Below are 24,175 nucleotides of genomic sequence, written 5' to 3'. Positions count from 1 at the left end.
GGGACACCCGTCCCACCGCCGGTCATGGCGCACAGCACCGACACCCGGTCATGGCGCACCCCTCCGCGTGACTCCCGGCGTACCTCTCTCGTTGACCAAGGCCGCGCACCTCCGCCCTGCGGCCCCGGTGAGGAGAGGAGCGGTCATGCACGAATGCCCGCCACTGAGCCCGTCGCAGAAGACGCCGGCCGCCCGGCCGAGCCCGCGGGCATCCGGCCCGCTGCCGTGGCTGACGGCGGTCGCATCGGTCTTCGCCGCAGTGCAACTCGCCTTCGTCGTACCGGGTTCAGGGCTGGCGTGGGACGAGACGGTCTACGTCAGCCAGGTCGGCGGCAACGCCCCTCCCGCCTTCTTCAGTGCCCCCCGCGCCCGGGGGATCTCCTACCTGGTCGCTCCGGTCGCCGCACTCACCCCATCCACCACCGCGCTCCGGATCTACCTCGCCCTGCTGTCCGCCGCCGCACTGGTCCTCGCCCTGTGGATCTGGCGGAAGGTGCTGCCCACGCCCGTGCTCGTAGGCACGGGCGCACTGTTCGGGGGCCTGTGGCCGACCCTGTTCTACGGCCCCGCGGCCATGCCCAACCTGTGGTGTGCACTGGGGGCACTGGCCGCGACCGGATGGGTGGTGAGGGCCCTGCGCGAGGGTGCCGGGCCGACGGAGACGGCAGGCGCGGGGGTGGCCGTGGCGCTGGTCGCGCTGATGCGGCCGGCCGACGGCTTCTGGCTCGCGCTGCCGCTGGCCCTCGCCGTCTCCGTGGTACCCGGCCGACGCCTGCCACGCATGTGCGCCGCGCTCGTCGGCGGACTCGTGGCAGGCTGCGCGCCCTGGGCCGCCGAGGCGTACGTCCGTTACGGCGGCCTCCGCGCCCGACTGCACCGGGCCGGTGAGATCCAGGGCGGGCTCGGGTGGAACTTCGCGGTCGACGACCACCTGCGTTCGCTCGCCGGCCGGACCCTGTGCCGCCCCTGCGACATCGGCTGGGAGAACCCGGCCACGGCCGTGTGGTGGGTGGCGCTGCCCCTGCTCACGGCCGGCGGGATCGCGGCGGCCCGGCGTGCGGGCCGAGGTGCCACGGCACTGCTGGCGACGGCGACGGGCCTCTCGACGGCTGTTCCGTATCTGTTCCTGGTCGAATACGCCGCGCCCCGATTCCTGCTGCCCGCCTACGCGTTGCTGGCCGTGCCCGTGGCGGAACACGTGGCGCACCTCTACGCCCGGACACGGCACTCACGCCGCCCCGCGGGAGCCGCCGCGCTGACGCTGGCCCTGGCCGCCCATCTCACCGTCCAGCTCTCCGTGCTCAGTCATGTCGTCCGCATCAGCCACGCCACGACCGCGGAATTCGCCGCCGTCGCCGGGGCGTTGAACCGGCTGGGCGTGCGCCCGCCCTGCGTGGTCAGCGGGGACCACGCCGTACCGATCGCCTACTACGCCGGCTGCGCCTCGCGTCAGACCGACGGGCACGACGCGAGCATCACCCCCGAAACCCTCCACGACCTCGCGCGGCGCGTACCCACGGCTGTCCTGGCGCCCCAGGGCGGCGCACCGCCCCCGGGCGCCGGCGGCACGCGGGTGGTCCCCCTGCCGGCCGGCCGTGGCCCCGGCCCCCACCGGACCTATCTGCTGCCGGGCCCCGCCACCGGCCGGCCGGCGGCCACCGGACAATCCAGCTGACCTGGCCGCCGGACTCGCCTATCGTCGACGTGTTTCCCACCGGGAAGCCATGTCACGACGTGGAGGATGACTGTGCGTTATCGCAAGCTGGGGCGTAGCGGACTCATGGTGTCGGAGATCGGATACGGCGCCTGGGGTATCGGCGAGTCCAGCTGGGTCGGGGCCACCGAGGACGAGTCCGTACGCGCCCTGAACCGGGCCGTGGACCTCGGAGTGAACTTCATCGACACGGCGCGAGGCTACGGCGAGAGCGAACGCATCGTCGGCCGGGTCGTCCGCGAACGCACCGGCGACGACGTGCTGGTCGCGACCAAGGTGCCGCCGAAGAACAGGGTGTGGCCGGCGCCCGACGGGGTGGACCCCGCCGAGGCGTTCCCCGGCGAACACATCCGTACGAGCCTGGAGACCAGCCTCCGCGCCTCCGGCCTGGACCACTTCGACGTCCTGCAGTTCCACGTCTGGAACGACGAGTGGATGGGCCGCGGGGACTGGCTGGAGACCGTCGCCGACCTGAAGCGGGAGGGCAAGATCCGCCTCTTCGGCGTCTCCGTCAACGACCATCAGCCCGACACCGCCCTCGCGCTCGTCCGCAGCGGCGCCGTCGACAGCGTCCAGGTCATCTACAACGTGTTCGACCAGGCGCCCGCCGACGCGCTCCTGCCGGCCTGCGAGGAGCACGGCGTCGGCGTCATCGTGCGGGTGGCCCTGGACGAGGGCGGGCTCACCGGGCGGATCACCGCCGGCACGACCTTCCCGGAGGGCGACTGGCGCAACCGCTACTTCCGGGGCGACCGCCCCGCTCAGGTGGAGCGGCGGGTGGCCGCGATCGTCAGCGACCTCTCCATCGCACCCGACGAGATCGCCGAGAACGCGCTGCGGTTCGTGCTGAGTTCACCGGCGGTCTCCACCGTGATCCCGGGCATGCGCTCCGTACGCAACGTCGAGCGGAACACCGCGCTGAGCGACGGCCGCACCCTCACGGAGGACCAGCTCGCGATCCTCGCCGAGCACCGGTGGCAGCGCGACTTCTACGCCTGACGTGACCGGGGACGGCCGCCGCTCCGCGACCGGCCTGCCCCGGTCATGCGCGGCCCAGCTCTCCGGGGGCGTCCGGATGCGCTGCCCGCCACGCAGCCATCGAGCGGTCCCACTCGTCCCCGGAGAGCGCCGTGAGGGAGGCCGGAAAGAGGCCGTCCTCCTCCTTGGTGATGTGGCGGTGCAGCTCGTCGACGGCCTCCCGCAGCTGTACGACGTCCTCGGCGCGGCCCAGATCGACCCGGTCGAGGAACGCGGCGAGCTCGCGGTGCTCCCGCATCAGCGCGTCGACGTATCCGGCGTACTCAGGGTCGCCGCCCATCACCGCGAAGAGCCCGTCCTCCTCGCCCTGCCAGTGGGCGAGGAGCTCCCGCTCCATCCGGGCGACCAGCTCCCCGGCGAGTGCCGGATCGCCGTGGTCGAGGGCGCGCACGGCGTCCCCCGCGGTGTCGGTGACGGACTCGTGCTCCGCGATGAACTCCTTGATCAGCGGAATCTCACGGCAGCCGCAGTAGTGGCACATGCGGCCACCGTAACCGGGCCCGCGGCTGACGGGCGGCACGTGGGGGCATGCCCCTATGAGCCGGTCGCCTCCGGCTGTTTCGCGACGATCGGGTGGATCCGCGCCTCCACGCGACGGAGATGGTCCCGGTAGTCCCGCGTGTCCAGGGCCAGGGAACGGTCGAGCCGCGCGGCGTTGAAGTAGATCTCCTCGTGCTCCAGGACCCCCGGGTCCACGACGAGTTCGAGATCCGGGTGGAAGCTGAACGGCAGAATGGTGCCGCTGACGCTCCCGGACAGCGCCTCTGCCCGGTCCGGTGAGGCGAACGACACGTAACTGCCCTCCGCCAAGGCCTTCAGGCCCGGCAGGTCGACCCGTGCGTCGCCCGGGACGACCGCGAGGAAGTACCGCTTGGTGCGCTTGCCCGTCTTGACCATGACGACCAGGCACTTGGCCCCCTGCGCCACCGGATGCCCCCGGTACCGGCTGACCTCCTCGGTGCGCCCTTCCGGGGCGTGGTCGATGACGCGGTACCGCGCACCGCTCTCGTCGAGCAGCGCGATGAGCCGCAGATAGGCGGCGTCGCCGCCGGGGTCTTCCGCCGGCTCCTGCGAGACGGACGCGAACTGTTCGGGCACGTGCACCAATCCTTCGTCGGACATGCGCTTGTTCGGTGATGAGTCGCTGCCACGCCGGCAGCTCAGGATGTCGCCTTGCCTGTCGAGGTGAAGGCCATGAGCCCCTTCGGGCCCGTGACGTACACCAGGCCGTCCCCCGCGAAGAGCGGAAGCTGGCCGTAGGTCACGGCGGAGTTCAGCTCGGCCTTCCAACGGGCCTTGCCGTCGCCGGCGTCGAGAGCCCACAGCCAGTCGCCCGTGCACAGGTAGACCGTGTCGTCGGCGCACTGCAGATGCGGGAGGCCGGAAAGGTCGTCGAAGAGGGAACCTGCCCAGCGCACCTCGCCGCTGTGGGCGTCCAGGGCGTAGACGACCATCGCGGCGCCTGTGCCGGCGGCCGCGTAGACCGTCTTCCCGTCCGGGCTCGCGACCACGGCTTTGAACGCGACCTCCGGCGACTTCCAGGCCACTTGCCCATTGGCCGGGTCGATGGCGTAGAGCCGGTCGGTCACATGGAGGAAGAAGCCGCCGGCCCAGGAGTGCGGCCCGTCCCGCCACGGCCCGTAAACCCCCTGGGACATCACGTCCATGGTGCTCGCCCCGCCGCCGGGCGAGGGCTGTTCCCATACGACCTTGCCCTTGGCCCTCGCGTCGAGGCCCGCGATGGTAGGGGCGCTCCCGTCGGTGTTGGCGCTCGCCCACAGCAGACGTGTCCCCGAGGACGGCAGGAAGAGGTCACCCTTGTTCGCCTGCGTCTCGGTGCTCCTGAGCACCATCTGCCAGCCGACCTTCCGCTTCTTCGGGTCGACGGCACACACGAACGTCCCGTTCTTGGCCATGTCCTCAGGATCGAGGGAGGGGTCGAGAGTGAGGGACAGCCAGTTGCCCGTGACGTAGACCTGCCCGTCGAGGATGCCGGGCACGGTCACGCCGGAGGCCGACTGGTGCGTCAGCTGCAGCTTCCAGGCGACGGCCCCCGTGTCCAGCCGGATGGCCCGGAGAGTCCGTTTCTGCTCGCCGGCCCCATCGCGTACGACGCTGTACACGAAGCCGCCGCCGACGGCGGCCACCAGGCCACCGAACGTCGTGTTCACCGGGTCCGGCAGGTTGGCCAGCGGACCCCACAGGCGCTTGCCCGCCCGGTCGAACGCCCAGGCTCGCTTGGCGCTGAAGCCGACGACGGTTCCGTCCTCGCCGCAGACCTGCACAAGAGGTTCGGACACCGCGGCCGTCCACAGCGGGGTGGCGGAGACGTCGGTGTCGAGAGGGCGCTCTGCAGCGGTGAGACCGGGAGCATCCGGCTTCGCGTCCGCCGGGGGAGCGGGGGAGTCGTCTCCTCCCAGCCACATACCCAGGGCTGTGCCGCCCCCCGCCAGGGCCACCGCTCCCGCCGCGAGCCCCACGATCAGCCCGCGACGGCTGGGTCCGGCGGCCGGTCCCGGCGGAAAGGACGGCGGTGGGTATGAGGGCGGCCCCGGCGGCGAGGCCATGACGAACGGCGCGGCGGCGTCCACCGGCCGCGCGCTCACGGACGGTGCCATCACCGCCGTCGCCTCCTCGATCGCGTTCATCACGGCGGGCGGCAGCCACGGCCCGTCCGTGCGCGGGGCCGCGCTCCGCTCCACGTACTCGACGATCTGACGCGGGGCGGGCCGGTCGGCCGGGTCCTTCGCCAGGCACGCGGCCACAAGGAGACGCAGGCTGTCCGGCATGCCCGTCAGGTCCGGCTCCCCTCGCACCACCCGCCTGAGCACCTCCACGGGCTGCCCGCCGTCGAACAGACCTCTGCCGAGGGCGGCGAACGCGAGCGTCGTACCGAGCGAGAACACGTCGCTCGGCGGGCCCACCTCGCCGTCCGTGGCCTGCTCGGGCGACATGTACGCCGGGGTGCCGAGGATGGTGCCCGTGGCCGTCAGCGCCGTACCGTCGGCGGCGCGCGCGATGCCGAAGTCGATGACGTGCGGGCCGTCGAGGGCCAGCAGCACGTTGCCCGGTTTCAGGTCGCGGTGAGTCAGTCCCGCCGCGTGGATCGACGTCAGGGCTTCGGCGATGCCTGCCGCAAGTGCCCCTAGCGCGGGCGCAGGCAGTGGCCCCGTGGAAGCCACCGCGGCGCCCAGCGAGACACCCGGTACGAAGGCCGTCGCCAACCACGGCACCGGGGCGTCGGGATCCGCGTCGACCACTGGAGCGGTGAAAGCACCGGAGACCCTGCGGGCCGCCGTCACCTCGGCGCCGAAGCGCGCCCGGAAACCCGCGTCGGAGGCCAGTTCCGGCCGTACGGTCTTCACGGCGACGGTCCGGCCGCCGGCGGAGCGCCCGAGATACACGGTGCCCATGCCGCCGGAGCCGAGCCTGCCGAGCAGCGTGTACGGGCCGGTCCGACGCGGATCCGACGATTCCAGCGGCTCCAACGCTGCCATGTTCAAGCTCCGTTCGCGTTCAGGGCGGCAACCGTCGAGGTGTTCGGTTTCGATACGCAGAGCCTGCCGTCACCGGCACTCCAGGCGAGATCCATCGGATTGGTGCCCTTCCAGCCGGAGTACTTCCACCGGGGCTTGCCGTCCGACGCACTGAAGGCCCACACCACTCCGTCCGCCCCCATCCGGTACACGTTCCCGTCCGCGTACAACAGCCGGGAGCCCAGGTAGGCCGAGCCCTTGGCGTCGGCAGGAACCGGCGCCTTCCACCTGACCTCGCCCGTCGCGCAGTCGAGGGCCCCGAGCGAAAGACCGCCGTCGTCGTCGTCGCTCCACAACGCGTACAGAACCGTGCCCTTCGCGTCGGTGGCGATGCCGTCACCCCGGACAGAGGCGCCGACGACGCCCTCCGCCTTCCACGTCTGCCGCCCTGTCTCCGGTTCCCGGGCGGACAACGTCCCCTTGCTGTCGATCAGCACGAGGTAGGGGCCGGCCGCGGCCAGGCCGGTCGTCCTCATCTGCTTCGACCAGGTGACAGCGCCCTTCTCGCCGAGCGCGACCACCCGGTCCACACCGGCGTACACCACGCCTCCTCCTGTGGCGGGCAGCGCATAGGAGACGGGCGTCGCCCGTGCCGGCTCGTACCACGCGGTCCGGCGGGAGGAGAGGTCGACGGCCCACACGCCGAACCCTGACGCCCCCGTGCCCTGGTCCGTCATGGCGATGACGTGAGCGCGGCCGTCGCGTACGCCGCAGAAAGCGGAAAGCCCCATGCCGCCCGTCTCGGTCAGCGTGGCCAGGCGCGGATCCTTGCCGTCGGACACCCGGAAGCCGAGCAGGGCGGCCCGGGTGGTGGCCTGCGGGTCGGACAGCGTGACATCGGGCATCACGCTCAGACCGACGTGGAGGCGGCCGTCGTGCAGTCCCGCCACCGGCCTGGGCACATTGCCGACCGCGGAGAAGGCGAGCCCGTGGTCCTGTGCCTTCACCGTCCATTTCGTGCTGCCGCTCCCGTCGATCCCCGTGACCTGGCTCAAGGACACGCAGGCGACGACACCGCTCGCGGAGAGCACCTGTGTGGCGGCCATGGACTGGCGTACCTGCCAGGCCAGTTTCGCGTCCATGACGTCGTCCGCCGCAGGGCGTGAGGGCGCGCCCTTCCCCTTCCCGGACGTGGCGCCCCTGCCCTCACCGGTGGTCTTGCGGTTCCGGAGGAGCGCCCATGCCGTTCCGCCTCCGGCGGCCGCGGCCGTGCCGCCGGCCAGCCCGAGAAGCAGCGTGCGCCTGCTCGGACGCCTGCCGGGGCCTTCTGGGGAGTCCGGGACGCCCGGGAGTACCCCGGTCGGGCCGGTCAACGGCACGGTGGGAGCGGGGGTGGGAAGCGCCGTGAGGGCCGCCCGCACCGCGAGCACGTCCGCCGCCACCGGTTCGGGGAGCCAGCCCGCCCAGCCCTCCGACGGGCGGGCGCGCTCGGCCAGTTCGGCGTACGTGATCACCTCGCGCGGGCCCGGCCGCTCGCGGGGGTCCTTGGAGAGGCAGCGCCGGATCAGTGGACGCAGGCTCTCCGGGACGAAGGACAGGTCAGGTTCGGTGTGGACGACCCGGAAGAGGACGGCGGCCCCCGCGCCGTCCCCGAAGGGGCTGGCGCCCCCCGCGGCGAAGGCGACCGTCGAGGCGAGGGAGAACACATCGCTCGCCGGGGTGAGTTGCTGCCCGACCGCCTGCTCGGGCGACATGTACGGCGCCGACCCGATCACCGAGCCGGTCGAGGTGAGGACCGTCCCGTCGGTCGCCCGCGCGATGCCGAAGTCGATGACGTGCGGCCCGTCGAGAGCCAGCAGGACGTTCGCCGGCTTCAGGTCCCGGTGGATCACGCCGGCGCCGTGCACGGAGAGCAGCGCCTCCGCGAGTCCGGCCGTCAGCATCCGGAGCGCGTCCTCGGGCAGCGGGCCGTGCTCGGCCACCGCGGCGTGCAGCGAGAGGCCGACGACGAACGACGTGGCCATCCAAGGGATTTCGGCCTCCGTGTCGGCGTCCACGACGGGAGCCGTGAAGGCCCCCGACACCTGCCGCGCCGCCGACACCTCCCGCTGGAACCTCACCCGGAAGGCCGGGTCGTGCGCCAGATCCGCGCGCACCACCTTCACCGCCACGGTCCGGCCACCGGCCGACCGTCCGAGATACACCTCGCCCATCCCGCCCGCACCGAGCTTCCCGGCCAGCGCGTACGGCCCGATCCGTACCGGATCGGCGGCACCAAGTGGCTTCATGAGACGGTCTCCTCCCCCGTGGCCCCACAGATTAGTGGTGCGGCCACGGGGCCGGCCCCGATCTCTGTCTGTTCCACCCGGGAACAGCACCTGAATTCCGCCGCGACGCGCCCCCACCCGGGGGACGCGCGCGAACGGAGTGATCGGGTCCGGCGGAGCCGGCGTTACGCCTTGCGGGCGACCCCGCACCACATGGGCAGGGCGTCGTCCGGAGTGTCGGACGGCCCGGGACGCCAGCGGGTCAGGGTGACCACGCCCGGTTCCAGGATCTCCAGGCCGTCGAAGAAGCGTTCCACTTCCTTCTGCGTGCGCGGGGTCGCGGAGGCGTGGCTGGCGGCCCGCTCGTTGTAGATCCGCATGGATTCGGCGACCTCGGGAGCGGTGACGTCGGCGGCCGGGTGGGACAGGACGAGGTGGCTGCCCGGGGCGAGGCGGTTCAGCAGCCGGCGGGTGATGTCCCACGGGTCCTCGGCGTCCTTGATGTACTGAAGGATCGCCACGAGCATCAGGCCGACCGGCCGGTCCAGATCCAGGGTGCGCGAGGCCGCGTCGAGAATCGTGTCGACGTCCCGCGCGTCGGCCTGCACGTAGTCCGTCTGCCCCTTGGTACCGCTGACCAGCAGCGCCCGGGCGTGGGTGAGGACGATCGGGTCGTTGTCGACGTACACGACACGCGATTCCGGAGCGGCCTGCTGGGCCACCTCGTGCGTGTTCGCCGCGGCGGGAATGCCCGTACCGATGTCGAGGAACTGGCGGACCCCGGCCGCCGCCAGGTGATGCACGGCACGGCCGAGGAAGGCCCGGTTCGCCCGGACCGACGGCACGATGGTGGGGTTCGCCGCCGCGGCGAGTTCGGCCGCCTCCTGGTCCACCGGGTAGTGGTCCTTGCCGCCCAGCCATGCGTTGTAGACGCGGGCGGGATGCGCGTCCGTGGGATGGGGCGTGGGCAGCGGGTATGCGTTCATCGTGCGTCACCTCGTGCGGCCAGGAGGCCAGGTCGGACTCGTGTGCGATCACGGTACTCCTTGACCGGCTGTCCGACGGAGACCGAGGACCACCGCGACCGCACCGCCAAGTCCGGCGGCACGTACGCGTGCTGACCGTCGGCCGGATCCGGCGGACGCGCAGTACGGTGGCCGGATGTGCTTCTACGGCATGACCTCCTACAAGGTGCACTACGCCTGCGTCCCGTGCCGCGTCAGCTTCAAGCAGCACGCGTACCAGGGACGGGAACACCGATGCCCGAACTGTGCTCGGCCCCTCACCTGCGCCGGCCACGACTTCGCCCCGCCGCCCAGGCGCGATGTCCGCGGCTGGTCCGTGGTGGCCGCCGTCCTCGGGGAGGGCCTGCGCTACGAAGGGCGGTCGGCCTGCGGGTGCGACAGGGAGCCCCGTTACCGCCCGCGGACGCGCGCCGAACTGCGCGCGCGCCGGGCCGCCGCCGCCCGGGACGCGCTGCCCCTGGCCGAGGCCCTGTCCCGGCCGGATCCGCTGGTGCCGACGGCCCGCTGAACCGGCGCGGTCCCTTCGGCGGCCCTTCGACTGACATCGCCCGCCCGACGCGGCGGCGCTGGAGGCGGCGGTGCGGCGTCTCGCACAGGGGGGCCCGGAAGGTACGTGCGAAGTGGGCCGGGGACACATGGGCGATCCGGGCCGGCGCCGGGACGTCCAGCGGCTGCGCGTACGCGCGGTCCATCGCGTCCCGGGCGCGAGCATACGGCGATTGGTGTCCTCCACAGCGCGGCTCACGGCACCATCGCGCCACCGCGGCCGGGCAGGGGACGCGTCACGGCTTGCGGGCGAGACCTCCGTGCTCACCGATCGGCCGGGGCGTGGGCGCGGACGGGTCCGGGCGCCAGAAGGGCACCGACACGACTCCCGGTTCCAGGAGTTCGAGGCCGTCGAAGAACGCCGTGATCCTGTCGACGGGGCGCAGGAAGTACGGGATGGCCCCGGTTTCGTTGTAGGCGTCCTGGGCCTGCTCGTAATCGGCGTCGACACCCCGTGAACCGTCGTTGATGGAGAGGTAACTGCCGGACGGCAGCCCGTCCATCAGGCGGGAGACGATCGTGCGCGCCTGTTCGTGGTCGGCGATGTGGCCCAGGATGTTGCTGAGGATCAGGGCGGTGGGACGGCTCAGGTCCAGTGTCCCGGCGGCGGCCGACAGGATGCGGTCGGGGTCGGCCAGGTCGGCGTCGATGTAGGCGGTCGCGCCCTCGGGGGTCGAGGTGAGCAGGGCGCGGGCGTGCGCGAGAACCAGGGGATCGTGGTCGACGTAGACGATCCTCGCTTCCGGGGCGAGGCGCTGGGCGACCTCGTGGGTGTTGTCCTCGGTCGGCAGTCCCGTCCCGACGTCCAGGAACTGACGGATGCCGGCCTCGGTGACCAGGTGGGCGATGTTACGGCCCAGGAAGGCGCGGCTGCTGCGGGCCACGGTCACGATGCCGGGGAAGACGGCGCTGTACGCGTCACCGGCCTGCTCGTCGACGGGGTAGTTGTCCTTCCCGCCCAGCCAGTAGTTCCAGATCCGGGCCGAGTGCGGCACCGAGGTATCGATCTCCTGCTCCGCGGAGCCGGGCACTGTCGCGTGGTCGGTCATGAGTACCGTTCCGTCTTTCACCGAGGCGTGAACCGTTCATCGCACAACCTACGCCCCCAACGACCGTGATGGGCACGCCAGTTCGCCTGGGCGGCAGGTCAGGACGGCGGTACGGCAGGAGACCGGCCGGGGTCCCCGGCGGGGCGGGCTCCCGGTGCGTCCACGCTCTCGGCCGCCGGTGGGGACGAGGGCGGCCTGACCAGCCGGCGCTGTGCGCAGGCGACTTCGCGGACGCACTCGGTGAGTCACAGGTGGTCTACGGCGGATAGGCACGGCCCGGCAGCCCGATCGGCCGGGACGGCGCGCCGGACGAGCAGCGACAGCAGCGCCGCCCCGGCGCACAGCGCGCCGAGCGTCACCCAGACGGGAGCGTACGAACCGAAGGCGTCGCGGGCGGCGCCGCCTCCGTACGCGGCCGCGGCGGCGCCCACCTGGTGCGCCGCGCCGACCCAGCCGAAGACCACGGCGCCGGCGTCCCCGTAGAACTCACGGCACAGCGCGATGACCGGCGGGACGGTCGCGAGGTCGAGCAGGCCGAAGGCGACGACGAAGACCATCATCGACGGCTGCACCGTGGCGCTCATGAGCAGGGGCAGGCACATCAGGAGCAGGCCGCGCAGGGCGAAGAACACCGCGAGCAGCCGTCGCGGGTCGCGCCGGTCCGTGGCCCAGCCGGACGCGACGGTGCCGATCACGTTGAAGACCCCGATCGCCGCGAGCAGCGAGGACGCGGTGGTGGCGGGCATGCCGTGGTCGTGGGCGGCCGGGGTGAAATGCGTCCACATGATGCCGTTGGTGGAAGCCCCGCAGATCGCGTACGCGACGGCCAGCAGCCGGAACGGGGCGGTGCGTGCCGCGTCGCGCAGCACGGCGACCGCCCTGCGGCCGGCGCCTTCGGCGGGCAGGGGCTTCGGCACATGACGTGCGGCGCCGTAGGGCTCGCGGCCGACGTCGGCGGGGTGGTCCCGCAGCACGAGCCACATCAGCGGCGCGGTGGCGCACGCCGCGAGCACGAGGGTGACGAGGGACGGACGCCAGCCGTGGTGGTCCACGGTCCAGGACAGGGCGGGAAGGAACACCATCTGCCCGAAAACGCTGCCGGAGGCGAGCGCACCGGTGACCAGCCCGCGCCTCCGCACGAACCAGCGCTGGGTGACGGTGGCGCCGAAGGCCGTGGCCATGGAGCCGGTGCCCAGGCCGACGACCATGCCCCAGAACAGGGTGAACTGCCAGGCCGTGGTCATGGCGGTGGTGAGTCCGGCCCCCGACGCGATGACCAGGAGGGCGGCGACCACGACGCGGCGGATGCCGAAGCGGTCCATGAGCGCGGCTGCGAACGGGGCGGTGAGACCGTAGAGCACCATGTTCACCGAGGCCGCCAGGCCGATCGAGCCCCGGGACCAGCCGAACTCCCGGTTCAGGGGCCCGGTGAGCAGGCCGGGCAGGGTCGAGAAGGCTCCGGCCACGACGATGGCGAGCAGCGCGGCGGCCGCCACCCACCAGGCGCGGTGCCCGAGGCGGCTGCGCTGCGAGAGGCCCTTGACTGCATCCATGCGTTCGATCGTCGACGTGTCCAGGGGGACCGACCACTGGCGAGATGGACGACTTCTGCAAGAATCTGGCCATGACGTTCTTGACCCAGGAGAGGCATCGGGTGGTCGTGCTCGTGCGGCCCGGGCTGCTCCCGATGGAGCTCGGGATCGTGCACCGGCTGTTCGGGCAGGCGGTCTCGGACTCCGGCGAACCCCTGTACGAGGTCGTCACGTGCACACCGAAACCGGGCGTCGTCCCGACGGACACCGACTTCACCGTCAACGTGGCCATCGGCCCCGAGGCGCTGGAGAACGCGGACACCGTCGTCGTACCGGCCGCCGAGGAGGACTACGAGCCGCAGGAACGCGGTCGGATAAGGACCGATGTGGAGCGGGCGCTGGCCCGTGTCCCCCGGGGAGCGCGGGTGGCGTCGATCTGCACCGGCTCGTTCGTCCTGGCGGCGGCGGGGCTGCTGGCGGGGAGACGGGCCACGACGCACTGGAAGTCGTGCGAGGAGTTCCGGACGCTCTACCCGGAGATCGAGGTGGACGCCGACGTGCTGTACACCGACGACCGCGGGGTCCTGACCTCGGCCGGTGTGGCCTCGGGCATCGACCTCTGTCTCCACATGATCCGTACCGACCACGGTGCGGAGGTCGCCAACCGCGTCGCCCGGGGGACCGTCGTACCACCGCACCGGGAGGGCGGCCAGGCCCAGTACATCGACCGCCCGGTCTCCCCGCCCGAGCAGTGCTCCACGGGCCCGGCCCGGGAGTACGCACTGCGCAACCTGGAGCGGCCCCTGAAACTGGACGAGTTGGCGGGGCGAGCGTCCATGAGTGTGCGTACGTTCAACCGCCGCTTCCGGCAGGAGGCCGGGCTCACGCCCATGCAGTGGCTCACCCAGCAACGCATCGACAGAGCAAGGCAGTTGCTGGAACGGACCGACCTGCCGGTGGACCGCGTCGCCGCCGACGCCGGATTCGGGACCGGCACCGCCCTGAGGCAGCACTTCCACGCGGCGCTGGGGGTGTCGCCGCGCGCCTACCGCCGCACGTTCAGGGGTGCGGCCGGCGGCCCGGTCACCTGAGGGGGAAGGCCGGCGGCCTGAAGGGGTCAGCCGGCGGAAGGGGTGCGGATGGCGGCGATGTCGAACTGCAGGCGGAGCCTCTCGCTGACCATGGCACCGCCCTCGGCCAGGCGGGCGTTGTAGGTCAGACCCCAGTCGGAACGGTTGATGGTGGTGGTCCCGTCGAACCCGACACGCTCGTAACCGAACGGGTCGGTGACGTAACCGATGTACGTGAGGTCCAGGACCACGGGGTGGGTGATGCCCCGGATGGTGAGGTCGCCGGTCATGCGGTAGACGTCCTTGCCGATGAGCTGTACGACGGTGCTCACGAAGCTGATGCGCGGGTACTTCGCCGCGTTCAGGAAGTCGCGGCCGACGAGGTGCGCGTCGCGCTGCTCGACCCCGGTGTCGACACTCGCGGTTGCCAGTGAGATCTCTGCCCGGGAACGTGCCGGGTCGCGCCCGTCGAAGTAGAGGCGGCTCTCGTACTCCAGGAACGCGCCGCGCACCGTGGTCACCATGGCGTGCCGCACGGAGAAGCCGATCCTGCTGTGCGCGGGGTCGATCATCCACTGTCCGGAGAGAGCCGCCAGCCGGGGATCGGTCTGAACCGAAGTACCTGCGGCCGCCGGGGCGGGGGAGGGCTCCTCCGTGCGGGGCTCCGGACGGCGGAGCAGGGAGCTGCGGCTGAAGAGGTTCATGAAACGTTAGTTACTCTGAGCTAAGTGACGCCCGCAAGAGATGATCAAGGAACCCGAACATTCGTGGTCAGACCTTCACAGCGTGGCGCGTCGGCGAAGCAGTGGTGGTCGCGGGGCGTCAGGTCGCGGTTCCGTCGAGGCGGGCCGACAACCGGTGGGCGGCGGTGACCACCGCGTCCACCACCTTCGGCACCGCGTCCGGCGGCAGCCGGAACACGGGGGCGGAGACGTTGAGCGCGGCGACGACATCGCCTCGGTGGTCGCGCACGGGAGCGGCGACCGCGATCAGACCCGGCTCCATCTCCTCGACGGCCATCGCATGACCACGCGCCCGCTCCGTGCGCAGGCGTTCCGGCACGGCCGGTACGTCACGGGCGCGAGAAAACCCCTTCTCCGCCAGGAATTTGAGGGTCCGGGACACCTGTGTCTTCTCCCGGCCCACCGCCTCGGCCACCTCCTGGACACCCAGGGGCCCCTGCCCGAGGACGCGCAGCCATCCAGTGCTCTGCGCACGCTGCTCAGGTTCTCGCTCACCATGACACCCACTCCGGCGTGGCCGTGCGTATGCAGCAACTGGCGTCGTTCTCCTCGCACCGACCCCTCCATGGTCTACGGCAGGTGCGGAATCGCAGCGATATACAGCCCCCAGGAAGACATCCACACCGAGTGCGCCTGCTCGGCCGCGGAGGAGATGCTCGACCGGCCGGCCCACCGTGGTCCGGATGACCGCGGGACGCGGACGGCCGGCGGCCACGCCTGGCTCGGACACCGCCGAACTGCGCGCCTTCACGCCCGAGGTGCGGCCGAGGGCCGAGATCTTCCCGCCGGGTCACCGGTGGTCACCCGAGGAGGCCTGCGGCGTTTCGCGGAGCCGGTCCCCGAGCACGCCGGAGCGGCGGACCGGAGCGGCGTGCCGCAGGAGGTCGCCGAGAAGGCCACGTTCGAGGCCGTCGCCGACGCCGAACGGTGAAGAACGACTCCCAGCTGATGCGTTCGTCCCGCCCAGTGCTACGGCGAGGTGGGCAGGTGCGGTGAGCGGAGCACGAGCAGGGTGATCTCGCTGGGGGCGAAGACGCGGAACGGCGGGCCCCAGAAACCGGTGCCGCGGCTGGTGTAGAGGAGAGTGCGGGCGCCGTGGCGGCTGAGGCCGGCAAGGGCGGGCTGGTCGATGCGGACCAGGTGGTGGAAGGGCCAGATCTGGCCGCCGTGGGTGTGGCCCGAGAGCTGGAGGTCGACGCCGCCGGCTGCGGCCCGGTCGACGAACTTGGGCTGGTGGGCCAGGAGCAGGACGGGCAGGTCCGGGTCGGCACCGTTCAGGGCTCCGGCGAGGTGGGCGCGGTGGCCGGCCAGGCCGGAGGACTCGGCGGTGACGTCATCCACGCCGGCGACCACAAGGGTGTCGCCGCCGCGTTCGAGCAGCAGGTGACGGTTGCGCAGAGGCTCCCAGCCCAGCTCGTCCATCAGGTCGACCCAGCCCTGGGCCTCGCTGTAGTACTCGTGGTTCCCGGTGACGTAGACCCGGGCCCGAGTGGCTCGCACGGTGCCGAGCGGAGCGGCCTGGGCGCGGCGGCGCCGAGCCGTGCCGTCCGCGATGTCGCCGGTGTGGCAGACCAGGTCGGCCTCCAGCGTGTTGACCTTCGCGCAGACCCGCTCCGACCAGCGGGCGCGGTCGAGCGGGCCGTAATGGGTGTCGGTGATGAGGACCACGCGGGTGCCGTCCAAGCCAGCTCCCAGGCGCGGGAGTTGTACGTCGAGCCGGCGCACCCGTGGCACCCGGCGTGCCTCGGCGTACCCCCAGGCGAGCAGCACGGCGGCTACGCCGAGGACCGCACAGGTGACGATCCGGGCCCGGTTCTGCCCGTCGCCCACGCCGGCCACGGTCAGGGCGAGCCGCAGCAGGACGCCGAACAGGACGGACCAGGTGAACAGTACCCAGCCGGCCCCGAGGAGGGTGTCCCCGACGATCGCCGCCCGGTCCTGCTGGCGCCTGCCGTGGCCGCGCACCATCGCGAGCGGCATGGTGACCAGACCGAGGACGAACAGGGCGGTGCCGCCCAGCGCCACGGGGAGCGGCCAGTGCTGGCCGGCGTGCAGCAGCACCCAGCAGGGCACAGCCCACAGCAGGATCGGGGCGATCAAAGGGATGAAGCGCATCAGGCGGCTCAGTCGGCTCTGCTGGGTCGCAGGAGCCGCACCGTCCGCGGATCGGGCTTCGTCGGTGTCGGTCACGCTTCCCCTCCTCAGGAACCAGGCTGCCGGCGCGCACTGTACCCGGTCGTCCTGGTGACCTGAGTCGGAGCTCAGTCGGCGAGCTTGTCGATGACCGCGTGGTGCGGGCCCGTACGAGGAAGCGGAGCTGCCCGGACTGATTGTCACTGGGGGCGCCTAGAGTCTCTCCCACTCGTCACGGTGCGTTGCCGCCGACGGGTCTCATCAGCGTGCCGCCGGTTCGGTGGCCGTCCGTACAAGGGGGAGAACAGCGCATGGGGTGGGTTCCGGCGGGCGACTACGAAGTCGCCCTGGAGGCGGGCAAGGTGGTCTGCCGCAACGGGAAGGGCCGGCGGCTGAAGTCCGTCCCGGCCAGATTGAAGGACGACCCGGCGGTCGTCGGACTCCGGCAGTTGACCGAGTGGCTGGAGCGGCACGAACGCCGGTGCCTGACCGACGTCGAGCAGTGGATGGTGCGTTCGCTGCCCGTCCCCACGGCCGTGCTCGCCCGGGTCTGGCCCGACCCGGCGTGGCAGACGGCCCTGCGGGACGTGGTGGTCACCGGCCAGGACGGCGGGGTCGCCGGGTTCCTGCGCGATGTCGACCCCGACCGCGGTCTCGGCCTCGTCGACCTGGACGGCGACACGGTCCGCATCACCCCGGACGTCGTCAGCGTTCCCCACCCCGTCCTCCTCGACGACCTCGACGACCTGCGGGAGTTCGCGGTCGAACTGGGGGTGCGCCAGAACGCGGAGCAGTTGTTCCGCGAGGTGTGGCGCCGTCCGCAGGGCCTCGCCCCGGACACCACCTCCGTGGACACCTATGCCGGCGGCGTGTTCAAGGAACTGCGCTTCCTGCACGGCCGCGTCACCCAGCTCGGGTACCGGTCGCGCGGCGGATACGCGGTCTGCCCGGTCGTCGAGGACGGCGGCACGGCCGAGGCGCGCATCTGGATCGGCGAGCACGACGGATACGACGAGTACGGCACCGAGACGGGCCCCCTGGGCTGGACCGACCCCACGGGGCGCGCGCTGACGGCAGCCGAGGTCGGCCCCGTCGCATGGTCCGAGGGCATGCGCATGGCGGCGGCGCTCCATGCCGGCCGCGACGTGGAGGACGAGGAGCGGGCGGCATGAGCACCACGACGACGAACACCGACACGAACACGGCGGCAGCGGGCACGGCGCCCGTTCCCCGACAGGCCCGGGGCGAGGCCACCTCCACCCTCGCCGCCGACGCCCGCGCGGCGGCTCTGCTGGACGCCGGCGCGATCCTCGCGGCGGGCACCACCGACGCGGACGACGCCGACACGCTGACGGCCCGCACCTACACCCACCACACCCTCGGCGACCGCCCCGTGGTCCGGCTCGTGCCCGGCACCCTCGGCGAAGCCGAGGACCTGGCCCTGGAGTTCCTCGGGCTGGCCCGGACCACCGAGGCCCCCGTCGTGGGCCAGGTGCGTCGCGAGACGCTGGGTTTCCCGGCCTGGGCCCTGGTCAACGACCCGGCCAACGGGCATCACGCCCTGGCCCTGGTCAAGGACATCGAGCGGCTGGGCCGGCAGGCCAGGACCCGCGCCGGGGCGGCCAAGGACGGCTTCGACGCGCTCGGCACCCGTCTCGGCCGGGCCGTGCCGCACTTCCTCCCCACCTACTACGAGCAGGTGGCACGCCTCTTCCTCCAGGCGGAGAACACGACGTACGCCGCCTCCTTCTTCGGCAAGGCCCGCGAGGCCGAGCGGGTGCACGGGCTGGTCGTGGACGAGGACCGGCAGCGGGCCGTCTTCCTGGAGTTCGCCTTCGCCGGCGCGTTGACGGTCAAGGCGCTGCGGCAGTACGTGCGGGACTTGGTGGCCCGGCTCGCACCGGCGGACGCCTGGGCGCAGTTCCGCCGTCTGCTGGTCGAGCGCTGCGCTGCCGGCATGCCCCCGTACGCGGCGCTGCCGCAGGACGTGCGCGCGCTGGTCAAGGCCGCCGGGCTGGACCGCGAGGCCGCCGAACGCGACCTGGTGGCCGATCTGATCGGCTCCCCGGGGATCGTCCGCGCCCCCGCTTCGTTCTGGGCGTCCTACCGTTCCGCACTCATCGCCCTCGCCCGGCGGGACGCGGCCGTGCGGGCGAGGCTCCTCGGCTTCTTCCCGGAGACCTTCAGCGAGAGCGGCCGGGACACGGACGGTGAATCCGGCTGGCTCGCGCTGCTGGCCGAGGCTGGTGCCCAGGACCTGCTCACCGCTCTCCCGGACACCTCCGGCCACGCTCCTTCCGGCTCTGCCGCCCCCTCCGACACATCCGTCTCCCCGGCCGACTGGCTCGCTCGCTGGGAGGCCCACCGCCGGCGCAACCGTGTCACCTCGGGCCGCAGCACGCAGACCCTCGGTCTCGCCGCCCGGATGGCGGACCGGCTGCGCGCCGACGGGCGCCCCGTCGAGCTGTTCCAGGGCCGCTGGCAGCGCACGGCCGATCTGGACCTCCTCGACCTCTGCCTGGCCTCCGGCGTCCCCGTCGCCGAGCCGGCGGACCAGGACACGGGCGCACAGCCCCTCGGCGTCTCCTTGGGCCCGTGGCTCACCGACACCACGCCCGGCGCGCGGGATCTCACCGCCGTCGCCGGACGGCCCGTCTTCCGCGCCCTGCTGAGCCGGACCGTCGGCGGACTCGGTGGCGGACGCGGACAGCAGCTGGGTGACGCCGGCATGGCGAAGCTGGCGGAGCATCCGGTGCTCTCCGTAATCCTGCGGGAGTGGCTGACCGCCTGCGCGGCGGAGTACACGGCCGCGCGGGGGCTCCCCGGGCTGCAAACCGCTCTCCACAAACTCTCGGCGTTCCGCTCCGTGGTCGCGGACGTCGCTCCGGAGGCCGTGCGGCTCCTCGAGGGCCACGATGTCGTGCCGCTGCTCGCTTCCACGCTGCGCACCGGTGTCCTCGACGAACTGGGCTGGTCCGCCCTCGACGAGGCCTACGCCGAACTCGCCGCCGAGGCCGCCGCCGCGGGTCCGCGGCACCGGCGCTCGGAGGGCGTCGGCGTCACCGGCGCCTGGCCCGCGCTGATCCTGAACACGCTCGTCCGGGCCGTCGTCGTCGGCCCGGACGGCGTTCTGCTGCGGCACACCCTGCGGCTTCCCGCCACCGTGGACCACTGGCGGATGCTCGCCTTCCGTCACGTCGACGGCGAGTTGCTGGTCATGTGGTGGGAGGACGGCAAGCGGCGCGGCTATTGGTCGCACCGCCCCGCCGAGGTGTTCACCGTGGGCGGCGAGCAGATCCCCCGCTGGGGCGGTTCCGGCGCCTCGGACGAGGTCTGTCTGCCGCTGCCCGGCGGTGGCCGTGCCACCGGTGGGAAGGCCCTCCATGCGGGCGACACCTCCCTCCCGCCCCAGCGCGCCGTCATCGCCGACGGCACGGGCCACTGGCGGGAAGGCCACCAGGGAACGCAGCGGGTGTGGCTGGAGTACGACCCGGCCGGTGGCACGCACGGCCGCGCGTCCCTCCCCGCCTTCCTCCGATCCGGGGTGCGGGACGGCAGCCGGCTGCTCACCGAACACTGCCAGGTGCTGCCCCTCCAGCCCGGTCTGGAGACCACCCCGTTCGGCACGGACGGCACGGTCCTCGGCCGTTGGGTCCGCCGCACCGTGACCGAGCCTGGCACGGCCGCCCCCGCCGACGGGCACCGAATCGCCGTCGGCACCCCCGACGGCCACACGGTCACACTGCCGCACCCGCTGCCCGACGGTGGCTCCCCGGTGCCGCTCGGCGCCCTCACCCTGCCTGGTGGGTCACGGCCGGTCGTGGCCCTGCGTCACCGCTCCGTCGAGGCGCACCCGGCGGACACGGACGGCATCGGCGGCGGCCTGTGGTCCGTCAGCCCGGGCTCCTCCGGCGGGAACGTCGCCGCGGGCACCCCCTACCTGCCTCCCGTCGCCTACTGGCACGCCCTGCGCCCGAGGGACGAGCGGGGCTCCGCCGCCCTGCGCGACATGACGGACTCCCGCGCGGACGAGCTGTTGAAGGTGGTGGTCGACGCGGTCGCCCAGCACACGGAGGCATTCCGGGCCGCCGAGGAGTACACCGGGCCCTCGGCGCGGGAACTGAGCCAGGAGGCCGTCGCCCGGGTGCTGCCAGAGGTGTCCGACGCACGGCTCCTCGCGGGCGTCACCGCGCTCGTCCGCAACGCCGTGGACCGGGCTGTCGCAGTCCTCCGGTATCTGGAACCGCCCCTGCCCGCACAGCCGGCCACCCCCCGGAACACCGCGCGCACCCAGGGCATGTTCTTCGACCACTCGCCCGAGCACGGCGACGACATGACCCTGCGGAACGCCTCCGCCTGGGGCTCCGAGCGGATGCACGGCAGCTGGTGGGGAGGCGGGCTCCGGTGGACCGCGATCCGGCAGATCCTCGCCGTCAACCATGTCCTCGGCGGCGAACCCGCGTTCGGCCCGCCCACGCCGTCCAAGGTCCCGTTCACCCCTGCGGACGGCTGGCAGCGGGACGAGTACACCGTGCCCGGCGACGCCTCGGCCTGGACCTCCCTTCTCGACAAGCTGCCCGAACTGGCCTACCGGGCCGCCTCGGCGACCACCTCGCCCGAGCACCGCACCGGTCTCCTCGTGCTGCTGGAAACCCTCGCCGCAGGCCCGCTGGCCGACCCGGCGGGCACGGTCCGGCAGGTGGAGCTCGTCGAGCCGTTCGTCGGAGGGGCACCCGGACCGGGACGCCCCGAGGCCGTGCACCGGCTCGGCCAGGTGCTGCGCAAGGGCGCCCGCACCGTCGTGGTCGTCGCCAACCGCGGCCGGAACTCCCGGAACGACGCGGAACGCTGGCTTGCCCTGGACCACGACCCGACGGGCGCCTTCGGCCCCGTCCCCGGCTTCACCCTGGACCACGAGCACGTTCACCGGCAGGGCATCGCCCGAGACCGGCTCACCCGGCTCACGGCCCTGGTGCGGGAACAGGGCCCGGCACCCTGGCGTCCGGAGGCCGCAGAGGCGTTCCACACGGCCACCGGAATCGGTCCCCTCCAGTCCGCCGCCCTGCTGTCGGCAGCCGTCGAGGAGCCCGGTGCCGAGGCGCTCGCGCTGCTCGGGGCGAAGACACGTGCCTTCGAGGGGACCCAGGCCAGGCTGGCCGCCCTGCCCCGTGACGACCGGCACGCCGTTCTCCGAGCACTCCTGCCCGCGGACCCGGCCGAGCTGTGGTCCACGGGTCCCGACGTCCAGGCCGCCGCCGAGGTCTGGCAGAAGCGCCTGGCCTCCCTCGTCCGTGTCCCCGAGGAACTGGACCTCGACCTCACGGGCACCACTCCGGGCGCCGTCGATCTGATCCTCAACGCGGGCCACCGGACCTGGCTCGCCCACGGCACCGACGTCCAGGACGGCACCGGTCGCCCGGGCCTGCGCCGGGTGAGCGCATGCGGTGCGGTCCACGCGGCCCTGACCGCCCTGCGCACCCTCGCCTACACGCTGCCGTACGGGCACCCCCTGCGGGCGCACCTGCCCGTCGGGCTCGCGGCCCTGCGTGGGCGCCTCGCCGACCAGGACCTGGTGCTGGACCTCGGTCTGGACTGGAGCGACTCGGGGGGCTCGATCGGCTCCGCGGTCCGTGCCGCCCACGGGCTCCCCGAGTCCGGCGGTGCCGACGCCGACGGTCTGGTCCGGGCCGGCACGGCGCTGCTCCTCGCCCCCGGCCACGGCAGTAACGAGAAGCTGCTGATTCGCCCGGCCGGTCTGACAGGCCCCGACGACCCGGCGTTCGGCCTCGTCGAGGGCACCGTCAGCCCTTACAGCACCGGCGATCTCCTCGCCCTGCGCGCGCTGCTGGGCCAGGAGACCGACGCGTTGGTCTCGGCGGGCGCCACCGACGGCTCCCCGCACCACCCGGCCCAGGACCCGACGCGTGCGGTGCCCGACCTGGTGGCCGAGGTCGTCGACGTCCTCGGCCTGAGCGCGGACACCGCCGCTCTTTACCTGATGCTGCTCGCCCTGCCCGACCCGACGGACCGCAACTGCGTCCGCTGGACCGGGTGGAAGCCGGCACGGGTCAAGAAGGCCAGGGCTGAGCTCGCCGCCACCGACCTCGTGGTGGAGGCGAAGCGCTCCCGCGCCGGCCGCACCCTGTTCCTCCCCTGCGGCTGGCTCGAACGCGGAGCCCCCGGGCTGCCGCTGGAGACCTGGAAGGAACGCCTGTACCCCGTGGCCGGGTCCACCCGGATCCTGCCCCACCTCCCCGTGCCCGCGCTGTTCGCAGCCGCCTGGGCACGGGTCCGGGGCGGCGACGCCCCCGCCTTCGAAGAACTGGACACCCGCGCAACCCGGAAGGGCCGCCGCCGATGACGAACGACACCACGACCACCCTGGACAGCACCACCACGGGCCGCGTCCCGGACCAGGCGACGGCGCCCGGCCGGGAGCACCGCCAGATCACGCCGCCCGAGGACAGGTACGCCACCGAGCTGGCCTTCCTCGCCGCCCACGACTCCGGGCCCCGCCCACCCGGCTGGCTGCTCACTCCACGCGCCGTCGTCACCTTCGTGATGGGCAGCGCGGGCGAGGCACTGAGCCTGCCGAAGGGCGCCCTGCCCGGAGACGGGGTGCCGCGCCGCCTGGCGATCGAGCAGAAGTTCGTGGGCGAGCGCGCCCTGGTCGAACGGTGCGTGGTCACCCTCGCCGGAGAGCGCGGACTCCTCCTCGTGGGCGAACCCGGCACCGCCAAGTCCATGCTTTCCGAGCTGCTGTCGGCGGCCGTCTGCGGGACCAGCGCGCTCACCGTGCAGGGCACCGCGGGCACCACCGAGGACCAGCTCAAGTACGGCTGGAACTACGCACTGCTGCTCGCCCAGGGCCCCACCGAGCAGGCCCTGGTGCCCTCCCCGGTACTCACCGCCATGACCCGGGGCGCCGTCGCCCGCGTCGAGGAGGTCACCCGCTGCCTGCCGGAGGTCCAGGACGCCCTCGTGTCGCTGCTCTCCGAGCGGCGGATCGCGGTCCCCGAACTCGCGGGCGGCAAGGGCGCCCAGGTGCACGCGGCCCCAGGGTTCACCCTCATCGCCACCGCCAACCTGCGGGACAAGGGCGTCTCGGAGATGTCCGCAGCGCTGAAGCGGCGCTTCAACTTCGAGACCGTGGGCCCCATCGGGGACGTGGACGCCGAGACCGCGCTCGTCCGGCGCCAGTCGCGGGCCGCCGTCGAACGCGTGGGCGCCGCCTACCAGGTGGACGACGCGGTCCTCGAAGCTCTCGTCACCGCCTTCCGGGACCTGCGGGAGGGCCGCTCCGTGGAGGGCTGGGAGGTCGAGCGCCCCTCCACGGTGATGAGCACGGCGGAGGCGGTCTCCGTCGCGGGCTCCCTGGGCCTGGCCGCCGCGTACTTCCCTGGTGACCGGGACGTGCTCTCCCTTCTGCCCGGGCATCTGCTCGGCGTCGTACGGAAGGACGACCCCGCCGACGCGGCACGGCTGCTGGGGTACTGGGACGGGCCGGTGCGCAGGCGCGCGGAGCAGGGGTCGGCCACCTGGCGTGCCCTGTGGGACCTGCGCGCGGTGCTGGAGAACTGAC

Annotated in this window: 18 protein-coding genes and 1 pseudogene; 8 read left to right on the top strand and 11 right to left on the bottom strand. The window is 72.9% G+C overall.

Annotation, left to right across the window (positions count from 1 at the left end):
• Positions 1–145: 145 nt before the first annotated feature.
• A complete protein-coding gene (locus tag ACIBCU_RS12955; RefSeq protein ID WP_399231178.1) occupies positions 146–1,675 on the top strand; it encodes a hypothetical protein in 1,530 nt (509 codons plus the stop codon).
• A gap of 72 nt (positions 1,676–1,747) precedes the next feature.
• Entirely contained in the window at positions 1,748–2,713 is a 966-nt protein-coding gene (locus ACIBCU_RS12950; protein WP_362928278.1) for an aldo/keto reductase, read from the top strand.
• Positions 2,714–2,756: 43 nt separating this feature from the next.
• Here the strand turns inward: ACIBCU_RS12950 and ACIBCU_RS12945 are convergent, their stop codons facing one another.
• From ACIBCU_RS12945 to ACIBCU_RS12925, 5 genes are all read right to left on the bottom strand, one after another.
• Positions 2,757–3,233: a hemerythrin domain-containing protein gene (locus ACIBCU_RS12945; RefSeq protein WP_399231176.1), complete on the bottom strand. Its 477-nt coding sequence runs from the start codon at positions 3,231–3,233 to the stop codon at positions 2,757–2,759.
• Between the two features lie 53 nt (positions 3,234–3,286).
• Positions 3,287–3,850 carry a YbaK/EbsC family protein gene (locus ACIBCU_RS12940; RefSeq protein ID WP_399231174.1) on the bottom strand — a complete coding sequence of 188 codons (564 nt, stop codon included), beginning with the start codon at positions 3,848–3,850 and terminating at the stop codon, positions 3,287–3,289.
• Positions 3,851–3,912: 62 nt separating this feature from the next.
• A complete protein-coding gene (locus tag ACIBCU_RS12935) occupies positions 3,913–6,249 on the bottom strand; it encodes a PQQ-binding-like beta-propeller repeat protein (protein WP_399231172.1) in 2,337 nt (778 codons plus the stop codon).
• A gap of 2 nt (positions 6,250–6,251) precedes the next feature.
• Positions 6,252–8,516: a PQQ-binding-like beta-propeller repeat protein gene (locus ACIBCU_RS12930; RefSeq protein ID WP_399231170.1), complete on the bottom strand. Its 2,265-nt coding sequence runs from the start codon at positions 8,514–8,516 to the stop codon at positions 6,252–6,254.
• Between the two features lie 164 nt (positions 8,517–8,680).
• Positions 8,681–9,481 carry an SAM-dependent methyltransferase gene (locus ACIBCU_RS12925; RefSeq protein WP_362928063.1) on the bottom strand — a complete coding sequence of 267 codons (801 nt, stop codon included), beginning with the start codon at positions 9,479–9,481 and terminating at the stop codon, positions 8,681–8,683.
• 175 nt (positions 9,482–9,656) lie between these two features.
• On the opposite strand from ACIBCU_RS12925, the gene ACIBCU_RS12920 reads away from it, so the two are divergent.
• On the top strand, positions 9,657–10,028 hold the full coding sequence (locus ACIBCU_RS12920) for a hypothetical protein (RefSeq protein WP_362928061.1): 372 nt from the start codon (positions 9,657–9,659) through the stop codon (positions 10,026–10,028).
• Positions 10,029–10,062: 34 nt separating this feature from the next.
• Here the strand turns inward: ACIBCU_RS12920 and ACIBCU_RS12915 are convergent.
• From ACIBCU_RS12915 to ACIBCU_RS12905, 3 genes and pseudogenes are all read right to left on the bottom strand, one after another.
• A pseudogene (locus ACIBCU_RS12915) lies at positions 10,063–10,232 on the bottom strand (AraC family transcriptional regulator); the annotation flags it as partial.
• Between the two features lie 70 nt (positions 10,233–10,302).
• Positions 10,303–11,115 carry an SAM-dependent methyltransferase gene (locus ACIBCU_RS12910; protein ID WP_362928059.1) on the bottom strand — a complete coding sequence of 271 codons (813 nt, stop codon included), beginning with the start codon at positions 11,113–11,115 and terminating at the stop codon, positions 10,303–10,305.
• Positions 11,116–11,360: 245 nt separating this feature from the next.
• Entirely contained in the window at positions 11,361–12,668 is a 1,308-nt protein-coding gene (locus ACIBCU_RS12905; protein ID WP_399231167.1) for an MFS transporter, read from the bottom strand.
• 71 nt (positions 12,669–12,739) lie between these two features.
• On the opposite strand from ACIBCU_RS12905, the gene ACIBCU_RS12900 reads away from it, so the two are divergent.
• Positions 12,740–13,738, top strand: coding sequence for a GlxA family transcriptional regulator (locus ACIBCU_RS12900; RefSeq protein WP_399231165.1), 999 nt, complete (start codon positions 12,740–12,742; stop codon positions 13,736–13,738).
• Positions 13,739–13,764: 26 nt separating this feature from the next.
• Here ACIBCU_RS12900 and ACIBCU_RS12895 read toward each other — a convergent pair whose 3' ends face one another.
• Together ACIBCU_RS12895 and ACIBCU_RS12890 are read right to left on the bottom strand one after the other, a co-directional pair.
• Entirely contained in the window at positions 13,765–14,421 is a 657-nt protein-coding gene (locus tag ACIBCU_RS12895; RefSeq protein WP_362928055.1) for a YceI family protein, read from the bottom strand.
• 118 nt (positions 14,422–14,539) lie between these two features.
• Positions 14,540–14,842 (bottom strand): IclR family transcriptional regulator C-terminal domain-containing protein, encoded by a 303-nt coding sequence (locus tag ACIBCU_RS12890; protein ID WP_399231162.1) that lies wholly within the window; start codon positions 14,840–14,842, stop codon positions 14,540–14,542.
• 414 nt (positions 14,843–15,256) lie between these two features.
• On the opposite strand from ACIBCU_RS12890, the gene ACIBCU_RS12885 reads away from it, so the two are divergent.
• Complete coding sequence (locus ACIBCU_RS12885) at positions 15,257–15,391, top strand: hypothetical protein (RefSeq protein ID WP_399231160.1); 135 nt, start codon at positions 15,257–15,259, stop codon at positions 15,389–15,391.
• A gap of 38 nt (positions 15,392–15,429) precedes the next feature.
• On the opposite strand, the gene ACIBCU_RS12880 is transcribed toward ACIBCU_RS12885, so the two are convergent.
• The gene (locus ACIBCU_RS12880) at positions 15,430–16,650 is read right to left on the bottom strand and encodes a metallophosphoesterase (protein WP_362928052.1); all 1,221 of its coding nucleotides are present in this window, start codon (positions 16,648–16,650) and stop codon (positions 15,430–15,432) included.
• A gap of 254 nt (positions 16,651–16,904) precedes the next feature.
• Between ACIBCU_RS12880 and ACIBCU_RS12875 the strand changes: the two genes are divergently transcribed.
• Genes ACIBCU_RS12875 through ACIBCU_RS12865 form a run of 3 tightly spaced genes read left to right on the top strand, consistent with a single transcriptional unit; the run spans position 16,905 to position 24,174 of the window.
• On the top strand, positions 16,905–17,765 hold the full coding sequence (locus ACIBCU_RS12875; RefSeq protein WP_362928051.1) for a DUF4132 domain-containing protein: 861 nt from the start codon (positions 16,905–16,907) through the stop codon (positions 17,763–17,765).
• On the top strand, positions 17,762–22,954 hold the full coding sequence (locus ACIBCU_RS12870; RefSeq protein WP_399231158.1) for a hypothetical protein: 5,193 nt from the start codon (positions 17,762–17,764) through the stop codon (positions 22,952–22,954). The genes ACIBCU_RS12875 and ACIBCU_RS12870 overlap by 4 nt, the downstream gene beginning before the upstream one ends.
• Positions 22,951–24,174, top strand: coding sequence for an AAA family ATPase (locus tag ACIBCU_RS12865; RefSeq protein ID WP_362928049.1), 1,224 nt, complete (start codon positions 22,951–22,953; stop codon positions 24,172–24,174). The genes ACIBCU_RS12870 and ACIBCU_RS12865 overlap by 4 nt, the downstream gene beginning before the upstream one ends.
• Position 24,175: the final 1 nt, after the last annotated feature.

It is taken from the genome of Streptomyces sp. NPDC051064 (assembly GCF_044455985.1).
Lineage (GTDB): Bacteria > Actinomycetota > Actinomycetes > Streptomycetales > Streptomycetaceae > Streptomyces.
This window is presented reverse-complemented; position numbering and strand designations above follow the sequence as displayed.